The organism is Leptolyngbya sp. DQ-M1, from assembly GCF_039962505.1.
Classification (GTDB): domain Bacteria; phylum Cyanobacteriota; class Cyanobacteriia; order Leptolyngbyales; family Leptolyngbyaceae; genus Leptolyngbya.
On the sequence record NZ_JAMPLJ010000002.1, the window covers coordinates 635,207 to 648,808 of the forward strand.

The window sequence follows — 13,602 nt, forward strand, 5'->3', positions numbered from 1 at the left end:
GGTTGTGCCCTGACCAGTTAGAGCAAATAAGTGTTCTCCTGATGAATATATCTCTCAGTCTTTTGCTGGCGAGTGGCGGCTTGAGTTTTCTGCTGGTTGCCTCAATCAAGCAGTATTTCAGTCGCTTTCTATTGGACATTCCCAACGATCGCAGTTCTCACACCCAACCGACTCCCCGTGGAGGTGGACTTGGCTTTGTCGTGGCATTTGCGATTACCAGCGCAGCAATTGCATATTTCAATTGGCAGACGGTCGGTCGTGATGTTCTCTCAATTTGGGCAGCTTTAATTCCGCTCGTGGTTGTTGGTCTTTTTGACGATCGCGGTGATGTTCCTGCTCGGATTCGGTATCTAGTTCAACTCAGTTCAGCAGGAATTGCGATCGCAGCTTTCAGCGCGTTTCCGCAACCCTGGCTAACTCAATTTGGCATGATTGGGATCGCGGTCGCAATCGTTCTAACGATGATCGGCATGACTGCACTGATCAATTTCTACAACTTCATGGATGGACTCGATGGACTGGTGGCGAGCGTTTCTGCCGTGCAGTTGTCGTACTTAGCGATCGCGCTCAATCAACCCCTTTTGTTTCTACTCGTTGTAGCACTGCTGGGTTTTTTGTGGTGGAACTGGTCGCCTGCCAAGATTTTTATGGGCGATGTGGGCAGTACAACGCTGGGTGCAATGGTCGCGATCGCGCTGTTGCATCAGTCCGATGATCCCGTTCGTGCTTGGTCATCTTTAGCCATTACCTTGCCGCTCACCGCCGATGCTATTTACACGCTGATCCGCCGCTTGCTGCGTCACGAAAACATTTTTAAGCCGCACCGAACTCACCTGTATCAGCGTCTTCAGCAATCGGGCTGGAATCATGCTCAAGTTGCAACAGCTTATGTCTTGGTGACGATCGCCATTGCTCTAAATCTGTACTTCTTGCACGAAGTTGGAGCGATGCTTAGCGGAGTCGAAGTGATTTGCGCGATCGCGCTCCTAGAGCGTTATCTCAGCCATCAGCAAGGCGTAAGAATGCGAACAGTTATCTATTCTTCGGTACGCAATCTAATTACCGGACTCCGAGCCAGTTAATGCTAGATCTCTAACTGCTTGCTACAGATCCGGGTAAAGACGCGAACACTTTCGGTGCAGCGAAGCTCCTAATTGCGTCTTTATGAAGGGGGACTGATGTGTTGCAGAACTTCTAGGAATTCGCATAAAGTCTTGCTCAAATACGGAGAAACCTCTGCAACTCTGCAAGATTTCTCCGTGTTTACCGAATTGCTTTAATGAAAAACTCAAAATATCTACTGATATCGATCGAATCTCTCTGTAGAAGTAAGCAGCTTATATTTACTGCAACTTACCGGGGTAGTTGATGAATCGCGTTTTGGTAATCGAAGACGATCCAGAAATTTTAGAAAATATTGAAGAAATTTTAGAGCTGCAAAGCTACCAAACTTTAGCGACGAGTAGCAGTCTTACGGGATTACAGCTTGCAAAAGAAATGCTTCCCAGCCTAGTGATTTGCGATGTGATCATGCCTGGACTTGATGGCTATGCCGTTTTGAGTGAACTCCGTCAGCAAACCGAGACGGCAACGATTCCGTTTATTTTTCTCACAGGTCGCGCCGATCGCGCCGATATCCGCCTTGGTATGGAGTTAGGGGCAGACGATTACCTTACTAAACCTTTCACTCAAGCGGAATTAATTGGCGCAGTGCAAAGTTGCCTCACCAAATACGATCGCTTATCGCGCCAATATAAGAGCCTAGCTCAACAAACACAAAGCCTTGAGAAACAGCTACAGACCCTGCAAGAACTCGTAGATTTAAACCGGCTATTGTTGCAGCAGCTCTGCCAGGGATTGCGGCATCCCGTCTCAAACTTGACGATCGCAACTTATCTGCTGAAGCAAGATATCCCGAAAAAAGACTTCGATCGCTACCTTACGATTCTTGAAGAAGAATGTACCCGCAGTACAGCTTTGCTCAGTGAAGTTGCCAGCTTACAGGAATATCTTCACCCCTCTAAACTTAATTTGCTCCGCAGCAAGCTCAACATCCGCCTATCGCCCTGACTTATCTAAATGGAACGTGAGTTCGAGTGAAATGCTTCGGCGCGCTCTGCAACTCGATGCTGAATCATTGTCGAGTGCCTAGCGATCGTCTACATTTGGTCGCACTCTTTAACCGTTATTGAACTCCATCACAGATTTGGGCGTTCCTGAATATAAGGATGAACCGCCCTCATCCCCAACCCTTCTCCCTGAGGAGAAGGGAGCTAGAACGCTCTTGTTCCCTCTCCCTGGGGAGAGAGTTAGGGTGAGGGTAAATCCAGATTCATGCTTCAATTCAGCAACGCCGAAAAGTTATGCTTCCATCGACAATCCTGGAAATGGGTGAGATTACGATCGCACTTGGACAGGCATCACCAAATAAGTCATCTTCAGATTTCCGAGCGGCGAGAGAACCACAGGACTGGTTGAAGTGTTCAACTGCATTTGGATTTCTGACGTGTTGATTGCTTTCAAGCCATCGAGCAAGTATCGCACATTGAAGGCAATCTCCATGCCATCACCAGAGATTTGTGCGGGAACTGCTTCTCGTCCACTTCCCACATCTTGAGCATCAACCGCCAGCGTAAGTTGCTGATTCGTCGGGTCAAGCTGAACTTTGACGATGTTGTTTTTCTGATCCGCAAGCACCGAGATACGCTCTAATGCACTCAGGAAAGATCGACGATCGACTGTCATCTGATGCGTAAACTGGCGCGGCACAAGCTGGCGATAGTTGGGATACTGCCCTTCCAACAATCGGCTCGTCAGACGCTGACCCGTCCACTCAAAGATGACCTGTCCTTGATCAAACTGCACATTGATCGCGTTACCGCTCTGGCGATCGAGCATTTTCATCAATTCCTGCAACGCCTTAGCTGGAACCGTGACATCGAACTGAGAATCTGCTTCTGGAGCATCCTCTTCGACTGTTGTGACCACCGCGAGTCGATGCCCATCGGTTGCAGCAAACTCCAATCCATCAGGCTGCATACTGACGTGAACTCCGGTGAGTACCTGTTTCGTTTCATCGGCACTCGCTGCAAACAGCGATCCTCGTAACCCATCCACCAAACGATCGGCAACTAACTGGGTTTGCTCTCCTTCTTCAATTCTGGGAAGTTCGGGAAACTCTTCAGCGCCCATGCCGCGCACCTGATAGCGTCCAGAGGCAGAGGTGATGGTTGTGACGTGATTGGATTCGATATCGCTTTCGATCGTAATGTCGCCTTCGGGAAGTCGCGATATGATGTCTCCCAGGAGTTTTGCCGGGAGTGTCAGAACGCCGCTCGTTTCGACGTTCGCCGGAAAGCTAGTTTGAATCCCTAAGCTGAGGTCGAAGGCGCTAAGAATGACGCGCTGAGTTGCAGCATCGGCTCTCAGCAGAACGTTCGCCAGGATTGGATGGGTGGGGCGCGAAGAAACCGCCCGACTAACCAGCGACAAGTGTGAATTGAGGTGAGTTTGAGCGCAGACCAGTTTCATAGGAGTTGCCAGAGTATGGAACAGATGGGGGGTTGTGGAAAAGTAAAGCGTACTCTATATAGGTGTAGCTCTAAAATTTGGGGTGCTATATCTAGCGTTTTAATCGATGTTTGAGCATAGTAACACCCTTCGTCGGATCGATCCACTCCCTCTTTAACCTAAGCGCGAAGCTAGAAAGAAACAGTGGTTATAAGTACTATTGTACGATCTGTGGAAATTGTGGAAAACGCAGCAAATCTCGATTCTTGCGGGGGAGTTGCGATCGCAGTCTGTGGAAAACTCTGAATCAATCGATCGCGGCTTCAAAGATTTCCGCAACTTGAGAGTATTTTTCCCACAGGTTTTCCACAGAAACATAAAAGTTTTCCACAGAGGGGGTTTGATAGATAGGAAAAAACTATGGATTGGCAGGGTAATAATAACGTGCGCTTTCGTTGGAGACTCACGTTAATGAGGCTGGTTCAGTTGTTGCAAGGTGCGGATTGGGTTGGAAGAGAGATCGCGCCTCGCTCTCTACCCCTCACTCTTCCATCTGGGCGAAGTGGTCTTGTAAGAGTTTGTGGATGAAGCGGTAGCGACCGCCAATGCGCTGGAGAAACATTCGCTCGGTGGTGTAGTTGAGGAAGCGGGCGTAGTTCCAGGGGATGGAGCGGTTGAAGAAGAGGACGAGGCGGAGAGAGAAGTGTTGAATGCAGGCTAGACCACCGCCAGCAAAAAGGCTGAACCAAATTAGGAAAGGAAGACAATTGGTTAAAACGATAGATGTTTCATCTCTGCTCAAGACTTGACCGATCAATTGAGCTAAGAAGCCTTGCACTAGAAAAGCAATCAACAGAGAAACGCTAATGACAATGATCATATTCTTAGCAGAACTGATTATTCCCTGATTGGGGCGAGTTCGCAGCGTGATCTCAGTTTTTGAAGCATTAATCAGCCCAAACACCAGCCCAAACACCAGCCCAACAATCAGCCCAAGAATCAGCCCACCAATCGCCCCACCAATCCGCCTAACACCAATCGGCCCAAACATCAGCCTAACACTCAGCTCACCAATCAGCCCAACAATTGGCCCAACAATCAGCCCACCAATCAGCCGCCGGATGATTTCTCGTCGAGCGTCGCTCGACATCGAAATTTTGATAGCTTCGATTGGCTCAATACTATTTAGCCCACCAATCAGCCCACCAATCGGCCCATCAATCGGTCCCAGCTCAACAATCAGCCCAAGACTCAGCCCAAGTATCGGCCAAGAATCAGCCCAAATATCAGCGCACCAATCAGCCCAGATATCAGCCAATTAATCAGCCCAAATATCAGCCCAAATATCAGCCCAAATATCAGCCCAAATATCAGCCCAAATATCAGTCGATATGCCCACTTCTGATGAGCGTTTTCTAACCAAGTTGGCTGCATCTTCTCAATCAGAAGTTCTGTTGCATCATCATGCCGTAGCTGCCTTGCCAGGATAATTAACCACTGACGAGTTTGTTCGGCAATCGGTTCTGTGTTCGTAGAGTAGAACCGACTATTGAGTTGACGATGCAGCATTTTGTCAACATAGGCATCGAGCAGAAACGTGAGCCGCTCCTGAGTCGATCGCAGTTGCTCCCACTGTCCCGCAAGCTCTTTTCGGTACGCCACCAGCGTAATGCTCAACAATAAGGGTTGTCGCACCAGATCCAACAATGCTGCATCTGCTTCAAGAACTTGCCAAAGCGAAGCACGATCGACCTGATTCAAATAGCGTTCAATCTGTCGTTCGTTCAATTCTTGTAAATGAATCGCCCCATTCAGATTAAGCTTTTCGGGATACAGTTCATACTCCTCACGCCGACTGCATACGACGATCGCTCTCGGTTGCTCCTCAGCGCTCATCCACTGATTAATCGCTTTCACACAAGCAGGCTGAAGATCCGATCGCACTTCATCTAACCCATCCAGCAAGGGCAGCATCTTTTGATCTTCAAGCCACTTTGCCCCAATCTTGGAGCCAATTCCTTTGGTCGTCAGTTCCGCGATCGCCCAATCTTTGATGGTTTGCTTCGGATCTTTCCAAGATGACAAGTTCAGCAAAAACGGTATTGATTCGTTTGGATCGTCGATCGCGCTTCTCACCAAGGCTCTTGCAAGCTCCAGTAACGTTGTCGTTTTTCCCGCTCCCGGTTTTCCCAAAATCAACAACTTACCTGCAATTTCAGGACGATCGAAGATCTCTAAAATTCCCGTCTCTGGCAAAATTGTTTCGGTAATCTGTCCGCTTTTAACCTCCATATCCCAGAGGCGATTCACCTGTTCTGGCTGCGCCTCCATGCCCAGATTAATTAAGATTTGATTGTGCAGTGAACTCGTTAACCGCCCCTCGATTTCTTTTTCAAAGGCTTTGAGCCAAGTCAATTCTTTATCGGGACGCTTTCTCGATCGAGCCTCTCCGACATAGACATTGCCGTGAACATTCTCGATCGGAATTTGATCGCGCCCTCGATTGTCATACTGCCGTGACACTACTAAGATCCGCCAATTCTAGGATTACCTGTGATGTTATCGATATTAATCTGATCGCGTCCTTGATTGATATATTGGCGATCGGCAGTATTTTGCACATTCGTAATCTGATTCGCAAGCTGTTGCAAGCTTTGGGCAAATTGCACATCGTCCATTTCATCTTCCAAATACACCGAAAGCTTATTCAACGCTTCAGGCGATTGCTCTTTCTCGATTTTCTCGATCGCTTCCTCTGCCTTCTTATTCCCAGCAAACCGCTTTTTAATCAATTCTCGTAGTGGTGCGATCGAGCCGACAGTTTTCTTGGCAATCTCTCCCGCTCCAGCTTTAACAAACTCGCCAAACGCAAGCATCGCAATTCCAGCCGCCGTCATCGTCACAGGTTCCATAAGGCTTCTGCTCAAGGACTACATTTCTCTTGTAACTGATTCTCCCTATTCTGTCTGCCAGCTTCAGCAAAACGACACAATTTAGCCGTGTAACAGTGACGATCGACCCAGTGCTTGTATCTCCTAACCCTGTCGCCGCAACTGGGTTTGTTGTCACCGCGACTTGGTTTCTGATCGTCGCCACAACAAACCCAATCCTAGTGAAAACCGCAACGTTCACCGTATCTCCTAACCCTGTCGTCGCGAATGGGTTAGCTGTCGCGACCAACGGGTTAATTTTCTCAGCAACAATACCGATCGACTAGAAATCAGCTAAAGAAATCACGGCTTTCACTGCCAAACTTTCATTGAATCAACATGACTTTTTGCGCGATTCACTCAACCGCACTGCAATTCAAACCAGCCAGACTAGCATTATCCATTTATCGCAAGGAAGCATTTACCTATGCCTCGTTTACACCGCACCTCGCGGATGCTCGACAAAGGGCAACTGCGAATCTTGAGACTCAAAAACATTGATCCTTACATGAGCTTCGGCAACGATCGCAATCTTTCCACCCTCGAACAGCAGATCGAGCAGCTACACGACAAATTGACTGAGTACAACACCACCCTTGCAGCACTCGACACCGCCAAACAAGAGATCGAGCAGATGGAGAAAAACATGGGTAATCTCCTCGATCAACTGCTTCAAGGCGTGGCGGCAAAATACGGCAACGACAGTCGTGAATATGAAATGGCAGGCGGAACGCGCAAAAGTGATCGTGTTCGCAAAAGTGCTGCAAGTCGGACAAAAAACAGCACAAGAAAGCTTGCTCTAGCTACAAGCAACTAAGCATCCTTGATCGTCCGAAGGAGCATTGTTCTAAAATGCTCCTTAGTGATTCGTGCAAGAAATTCTGCAAGCAGTTTAGCGCGATCGACTAACATTCTCAGCCCGCACCACATACTTCGATGCTGGAACATCCTGCGGTATCGGTTGAGCATAGCCTTTACGCACCATCGCTTGATAAACGATCGCCGCAACTTCCCCGCGAGTTGCAGGGCGTTGTGGCTCAAGCTGTCGAACATTGGGATGATTGACGACTACGTTCAATCGCGTGGCTTCTGCAACCGAGCTAACCGCATACTTTGGAATGCGATTCGCATCGGTGTAGTATTGATTCAACGACAGGGAAGGCTGATTTTTAGGAGTGCTGGCTTTTGCGGTAGAGGCAGCAGTTTGTTGGGCTGGAATTGCAGCAGCAACGCGATTTGCAACCGGAGTCACAAAGGGCTGAAGTAGCATCATGCTTGCCATTGGAAAGGGGAACATTAAGCCGCGATTGGCTCGCCCTTGCGGAGCGGCTTGATTGTTAGCAGGTTGAGTATTCGTGTTTTGAGTAGTGGCAGCTTGATTGTTAGTCGGTACTTTTGAAGTTAGCTCTAGATTTCGTGCCAGTGACACTAATGCTTCCACTTTCGTCACAGGCTGATTCGGGCGAAAATAACCGCCGGGATAACCGCGCATAAATCCGGCTTCGTAAGCTTCTTTGATTGCAGGAGCCGCCCAATAACCCTGTGGAACATCGCGATAGTCGCTACCACTTCTGATCTGTCGTTCTTGGGGTTGGTTGAATGCAGTTCTCAAAATTGCGGCAAACTCATCGCGATCGACGGGCTGATCAGGGCGAAAGGTTCCGTCTGGATAACCTTTGATCACATCGCGACCCGCTAAGGCTTCGATAAACGGTTTTGCCCAGTAATTTTGTGTGTCGCGGAAGCTTGTGTTTTGAGCGGTACTGGGTGTAAAGAGTGAAGATAAGAGGGCAGCAGAACTCGCTGTGATTCCAACTCCAAGTAATGCAGCATTTCTCACCCAGCGATTACTTCTTAAGTTAGACATCGAATTTCCTCCTCAATGGCATTTACCCTTATCAGGGTTTATGCTAGTCGCTTTTGCGAGTAATTTTCTCTGCCGTATGATAGAGACTACGAACGTAATTGCTGCTTTGTCAGGGAATGTAAACGGGCAGCGGTTCAATCCCAAGTTCCGATCGCCAGTGTGCAAGTGGTCTTTCCCAGTGTTCTTCCCATCGTTGCGCAAGAAGGGGCTTGGCTTTTGCGCCCATACGATAGCCCGCAGCAATACGATCGAGCAATCCGCCTAATTGCTCTGGTTGGTTCAGCAGGGTATTGAGAAACGCACCCGCAACGAGTACACCTGCAAGTGGACGACGAGTTTGAGCAATTTCAAACGCTTTTAGCCCAATCTCACCGGGAACATCCACACTCATGCCTGTGACGACGTGCCAAATATCATGGGTTTGGCGCAATCGGAACAGCAGACAAGTTGCATCATCTACGACATCAATCTTGCGATAAAACCCCGGATCAAAGCCTGAACTAGAGATGTATTGAGCAAACGCATACCCTAACGAGGCCGGGGGATAAGTCATTAATTTCTCAATATCTGGTACCGGAGCAGAGTAGCGATCGCTTACTAAAGCAGCAACTCCTGGATCGTTCAGCATGTGCTTGACGGATGCCGCCATTGTTTGGGGATGCGATCGCAAGAGTGCGTCTTCGACATCGTAAACAGATTCAGTTCCGCTTGAACTTTTTAATAAATTGAGAACTGATCTCAGCGTGTTCAAATAATTCAGATTAAGACGACGCATTTCTTTAAAGTGCATAACCTTAGAATTGGGTTAAACGTCATGCTCACCATAGTCGATCAACCTTTTCGATGTGATCGATTATTTAGATTTCTTTTTACCTTTCTTGGGTTTCTCGTCGAGTGCGCCTTCGATCTTGGCATTAAAGCCGTAGACTTGACGCGAACCCGCGAGGGCAACGAGTGTGACTTCTCGATCATCTCCAGGTTCAAAGCGAACGGCGGTACCTGCGGGAATATCGAGGCGCATTCCACGGGCACGATCGCGATCAAACTCCAACGCCGCATTCACCTCGAAGAAATGGAAATGTGACCCGACTTGAATCGGTCGATCGCCTCGGTTTGCCACGCTCAAAGTCACGGTTTCTCGTCCTGCATTCAGTTCGATCTCACCGTCTTCGACGAACATTTCACCTGGAATCATGGCGCTATTCTCCTATCGAATTGGGTTGTGAACGGTGACAAGCTTGGTTCCATCCGGGAAGGTGGCTTCGACTTGGACTTCGTGAATCATTTCGGAAATTCCGTCCATTACGTCGTCTTGCGTCAGCAGCGTGGTTCCGTAGTTCATCAACTCGGCAACGGTTTGCCCGTCTCTTGCGCCTTCGAGAATTGCCGCAGAAATGTAGGCGATCGCTTCGGGATAGTTGAGTTTCAATCCTCTCGCTTTGCGACGTTCTGCGACTAAAGCGGCAGTAAAAATGAGAAGCTTATCTTTTTCTTGGGGCGTGAGTTGCATCGATTCTGTCTCTGGTCGGCTCGGAATTAAATGTATGACAAAAGCAGAGCAGATGTTGTGAAGAATTTTGGAAATCTTGGATGCGTCCAGCTTATGCCCAATTGATCTTTTGATCTTTGAGCGCCACAGATCTTGGTGGCCCCCTAAATCCCCCACGAGTGGGGGACTTCAAACCAAAGAATTATTGGATTCTCAAAGTCCCCCAGAATGGGGGATTTAGGGGGCGAAGAATCTGTAGCATTAACAAACTGATTGAGTATTACAATTGCGCCCCAAGCGTGGAAAGCAGGCTACTTGCTGCTTCTCGCACTTCTTCGGATTCGTCTTTCTCTGCAAGTTGCTTCACAATCTGCTGCACTTCTGGAAATTGGGCTTGAACTTGCCACAGGTTTCTAAGCAGCGCCATTCTGACCTTAACGGATTTATCCGATTGAATGGCTTGTTTTTGGCTTTGGTAATTCTCTGGCGACATTTCGCGGAATCCTAATGCAACTGCCGCTTCAGCGCGCACCGCTTCTTCTGTGTCGCTCTGTAGGGTTTGAGTTAAGCGTCGATCGATCGTTGGCTCAGGAATTAGGCGCAGAGATGAAACAGCGATCGCTCGAATCTCTGCCTGCGGTGAATTTGTCAGCTTTGTAATGGCATCGAGCGATCGAGCCGAGCCAATATTCCCTAACACCAGTAAGTTTTGCTTGATGTCATCGGAAGATTGCGATTTTTGCAGTCGCTCAACAAAGCGATCGGCGATCGGGTTCGCCCGATTCGGCGCAGACTCAAGTAAGTTGTGTGCAGCTGTACCGAGGGCGAGTTGCGCGGTTGAGGCAACTTGCGAGTTGTCAGAGTTGAAGGCGAAATTGCTTAAGAGCGCGATCGTTTCTGGAGTTGGAGATTTTACGGTTGCAAGACTGGGAATTAGTGCCGCGAGTGTTTTCCAATCCTGAGTTTGAGAATTGATGATTTGAACTAAAGCAGCTTGTGCTTGTGAATGTCCAACGGCACTCAGCGCACCTACAACTAATTGCATCGCTGGAGTGGCTTCACTCTTGAGAATGCGTTGAGCAAAAGCTTCACTGGTTTCTGGTTTGAGATAAATCAAAGCTTTGATCTTGAGATACAGATCAGTGGTGTTCTGAGCTTTGTCGGGTGATTTGCTCAGCGCGTCTAACTCAGATAACAAGCTTTCTAAGGTGCTTTCTCCTAACTGTTGGCGCTGAATTTTTGCTTCCGCTTCTTCTTCAGGGATGGTATAGGAGAGCGCGATCGCTTGCGTTTGCCGCGATGCACTAGCTTTTTGTAAGGCTGCTAAATCCGTCGCGTTTAATTGTGTCTGTGCAGAATAACTTAGATTTAGTGTTGTTTCGCTTTGTCCAATCTTTTTCTTAGAGACTTCAAAGCTTTGAGTCTCCTTCCCACTCAGGCTTAGAAGGCGACCTGCTTTGATGTCAAATTTTGCGGTTAATTGTCCTTGTGGAGTAATAATGGGTGTGAGTTTGGTGCTTCTAGGTTTTTTATCGGGTTGTAGATAGCGTAGTTTTGACTTTTGGAACTGATCAAAGTTACTGCGATATTGAGCAATGTACTGTCCGTTCGGATCGTCTTCCTGTGTTTCCCAAGTGCTAACTGTGGGAGATTTTGCGGTGACAAACTGAGTCGAAGCCAGCAGCGATCGTGCAAAACTCTGAGCAATGTTGCTCATGTTCGGATCAAACCGCACCGATAGAATCTTGCCCTGAGCATCAACCTCAGCAAAGATATCTTGAGCGAGATCTTTCTGAATCAATTGAGACTGTTCTGCAATCAATTGACCATTCGAGAGAATCTGCACATTGAGATTTTGCAAACGATAAGCAACTATGACGCGATCGTTCTTCTGCTCCAGAACAGTCATGACTAAATCTGCTTGTATCCGATTGTCAAAATTACTCACAAAGGTACTTGGAACTTCTGCATTACTATCTGGTTTTAGATCCCCAAACAAAGCTCGTAGATCAGAATTTCCAAGATTACGATAGTCCAATTTGTACGTCAAACGATCGCCCACTTTGAACTGATACTGCGGTGAAGGTTGAGCAACAATCGACGAACTCAGAATTGTGCCAAATTCACCAATCTGTTTGCCATAGGTTAGTGTTCCAGGAATTGCTAATGCAAGTAACAATCCAGATAATGCAAACAGCGATCGACGATGCAGAGGCAGCATTTTAGAAGACATAATCTCATCCCAAGAGCAGTAGAGTGGTGTAATTCTGTCTTTCGAGACAGTAAAAGACAGAATCAAATCGAACTAACCGTTACAGCGCAACTTTGTAAGATTCATCAAACAGATAACCGTCGGTCTTGAAGCCCGTCCAGCTCCAGATATTCCAGTTCCACTGTTTCTTCTTCCACGGTGGGATACCAAACTTCGGAACATACATATAGGCATAAGCATAAGCATTACCGCTCAGCGCTTCCAGCGAGTTGTATGCCGATAGCTGCATCATCAAGTAAGGGTTGTTGTTCTGGAGCGCCAGATAAGCTCGACCCCGCATATCTAGATCATCGCGTACTAGAAGTAAGTTCGTACCGACACCTGCACCAGCCACATAGATGTCCGCGCCACCTTGACCATAAGCTCTTGCATCCACAAACGGGCTGACTTGAGCATACGCCGAGACAATGGCTGGATTTGCGATCGCGAGATACTGAATGCCTGCGCTTCCCCGCACCCCAAATGAGGCTCGCATCGGAATTGGGCCTAAGCTAAACCGCAGATCCGCAACCTGACGATCGACAGAACGCGAGAAGCTATCAGACTTGATTAGCAGCGTGTTACGACTGTCTTGGAAGTTATAAACGCTCTGTCCCAGCACATTCAGCCGGACATCAATGGTAGAGTTGCCAGACTTCTGCGAGTTCATTGAAGCAGTCGCCCGGATCAGGTTGGCTTGGTTGTTAAACATATAGCCACCCGCATTGCCCTCCGCATAAGCATTCGAGAAATTCGTCGAGCCTTTAAGCTGAAGTTTTCCGTTGACGTAAGCGGAGAAGGTGCTGGGATTGCCGAGGTTGTAGTTCCAGGCTTTGTTGTAGCCTTTGGGTGCAGGCGGGATGACTCGGATTAAATCGGGATTGATCGGCTTGAACACGGGCGATCGCAGTTGCTTTTGCCGCAAAGTGCCGAGATCGGGCTGCTGGAGAGTATCAAGATCAAATTTAGGATTGAGTTGCGATTGTAGTGCGCCGGGTCGGAGTTCTAAGTTGGGAATGGCTTCGGGTTGCCTGAGAACTAGACTCGGATCAAGCGTGGTTTTAAACAGCGATCGTTCTAGACTGATCTTGCGGTGATCACCTGAAACAGAATCAATCTGCCGTTTCAGTTCGCTTTGATCAATCACCGTCTCTTGCAACAAGACACTCTCTTCTGGTTGTCGGAATGAATAACCAATCTGGCTGAATTGTTGCTCAAGACGATTCAGCTCAGCATAGTATTCGCCTGCTTTGACTTGTTTACCATCTGGCAGCGTCAGAACCGTGTCCGGCGAGATTGGCTTTCCGGTTTCGGGATCTCGCACCTCAAAAGGTTGAAATTGAACGGGTGCCCGCCTGTTGATCCGGACAGTCTCCGGGTTGATTCTTGCAGCATTTGGATTGATGTCGAGTTGACGGGTTTGCGCTGAGACGGACAGGGTGCTTGCTAGATTGAGTGCAGAGAGAGTTGCGATCGAGCTAAGCGCAATTAAACGTTTAGACATAGGTTAGTTCGGCTCCATCGAATGAATGGGGGGATACCACTTCAGCTCTGA

14 protein-coding genes are annotated in these 13,602 nt (G+C 48.2%); 4 read left to right on the forward strand and 10 right to left on the reverse strand.

The annotated features are described in order from the left end of the window. Nucleotides 1-41 precede the first annotated feature (41 nt). On the forward strand, nucleotides 42-1,082 hold the full coding sequence (locus tag NC981_RS08930) for a glycosyltransferase family 4 protein (RefSeq protein ID WP_348242506.1): 1,041 nt from the start codon (nucleotides 42-44) through the stop codon (nucleotides 1,080-1,082). A gap of 286 nt (nucleotides 1,083-1,368) precedes the next feature. After that, nucleotides 1,369-2,070, forward strand: a complete 702-nt coding sequence (locus NC981_RS08935; RefSeq protein ID WP_348242507.1) for a response regulator — start codon at nucleotides 1,369-1,371, stop codon at nucleotides 2,068-2,070. Nucleotides 2,071-2,397: 327 nt separating this feature from the next. On the opposite strand, the gene dnaN is transcribed toward NC981_RS08935, so the two are convergent. From dnaN to NC981_RS08955, 4 genes are all read right to left on the reverse strand, one after another. Then, a complete protein-coding gene (gene dnaN, locus NC981_RS08940; RefSeq protein WP_348242508.1) occupies nucleotides 2,398-3,531 on the reverse strand; it encodes a DNA polymerase III subunit beta in 1,134 nt (377 codons plus the stop codon). Nucleotides 3,532-4,051: 520 nt separating this feature from the next. Further along, on the reverse strand, nucleotides 4,052-4,828 hold the full coding sequence (locus tag NC981_RS08945; protein ID WP_348242509.1) for a hypothetical protein: 777 nt from the start codon (nucleotides 4,826-4,828) through the stop codon (nucleotides 4,052-4,054). Then, nucleotides 4,762-6,033, reverse strand: coding sequence for an NACHT domain-containing protein (locus NC981_RS08950; protein WP_348242510.1), 1,272 nt, complete (start codon nucleotides 6,031-6,033; stop codon nucleotides 4,762-4,764). Before NC981_RS08950 ends, NC981_RS08945 begins: the two co-directional genes overlap by 67 nt. 2 nt (nucleotides 6,034-6,035) lie before the next feature. Then, entirely contained in the window at nucleotides 6,036-6,422 is a 387-nt protein-coding gene (locus NC981_RS08955; RefSeq protein WP_348242511.1) for a hypothetical protein, read from the reverse strand. A gap of 95 nt (nucleotides 6,423-6,517) precedes the next feature. Here NC981_RS08955 and NC981_RS08960 point away from each other — a divergent pair, with 95 nt between their 5' ends. Both NC981_RS08960 and NC981_RS08965 read left to right on the forward strand, forming a co-directional pair. Further along, entirely contained in the window at nucleotides 6,518-6,727 is a 210-nt protein-coding gene (locus NC981_RS08960) for a hypothetical protein (protein ID WP_348242512.1), read from the forward strand. A gap of 140 nt (nucleotides 6,728-6,867) precedes the next feature. After that, on the forward strand, nucleotides 6,868-7,257 hold the full coding sequence (locus tag NC981_RS08965) for a hypothetical protein (RefSeq protein ID WP_348242513.1): 390 nt from the start codon (nucleotides 6,868-6,870) through the stop codon (nucleotides 7,255-7,257). Between the two features lie 75 nt (nucleotides 7,258-7,332). Here the strand turns inward: NC981_RS08965 and NC981_RS08970 are convergent, their stop codons facing one another. The 6 genes from NC981_RS08970 to NC981_RS08995 form a co-directional block, all read right to left on the reverse strand. Continuing rightward, nucleotides 7,333-8,307, reverse strand: a complete 975-nt coding sequence (locus tag NC981_RS08970) for an S-layer homology domain-containing protein (protein ID WP_348242514.1) — start codon at nucleotides 8,305-8,307, stop codon at nucleotides 7,333-7,335. A 109-nt stretch (nucleotides 8,308-8,416) separates the two neighbouring features. Beyond that, entirely contained in the window at nucleotides 8,417-9,097 is a 681-nt protein-coding gene (locus tag NC981_RS08975; protein ID WP_348242515.1) for a Coq4 family protein, read from the reverse strand. Nucleotides 9,098-9,160: 63 nt separating this feature from the next. Next, on the reverse strand, nucleotides 9,161-9,502 hold the full coding sequence (locus NC981_RS08980) for an urease subunit beta (RefSeq protein ID WP_348242516.1): 342 nt from the start codon (nucleotides 9,500-9,502) through the stop codon (nucleotides 9,161-9,163). Nucleotides 9,503-9,514: 12 nt separating this feature from the next. Then, complete coding sequence (gene ureA, locus NC981_RS08985; RefSeq protein ID WP_190376903.1) at nucleotides 9,515-9,817, reverse strand: urease subunit gamma; 303 nt, start codon at nucleotides 9,815-9,817, stop codon at nucleotides 9,515-9,517. 259 nt (nucleotides 9,818-10,076) lie between these two features. Then, nucleotides 10,077-12,029 carry a HEAT repeat domain-containing protein gene (locus tag NC981_RS08990; protein WP_348242517.1) on the reverse strand — a complete coding sequence of 651 codons (1,953 nt, stop codon included), beginning with the start codon at nucleotides 12,027-12,029 and terminating at the stop codon, nucleotides 10,077-10,079. Nucleotides 12,030-12,108: 79 nt separating this feature from the next. After that, nucleotides 12,109-13,551, reverse strand: a complete 1,443-nt coding sequence (locus NC981_RS08995) for a hypothetical protein (RefSeq protein WP_190376901.1) — start codon at nucleotides 13,549-13,551, stop codon at nucleotides 12,109-12,111. Between the last annotated feature and the right edge of the window lie 51 nt (nucleotides 13,552-13,602).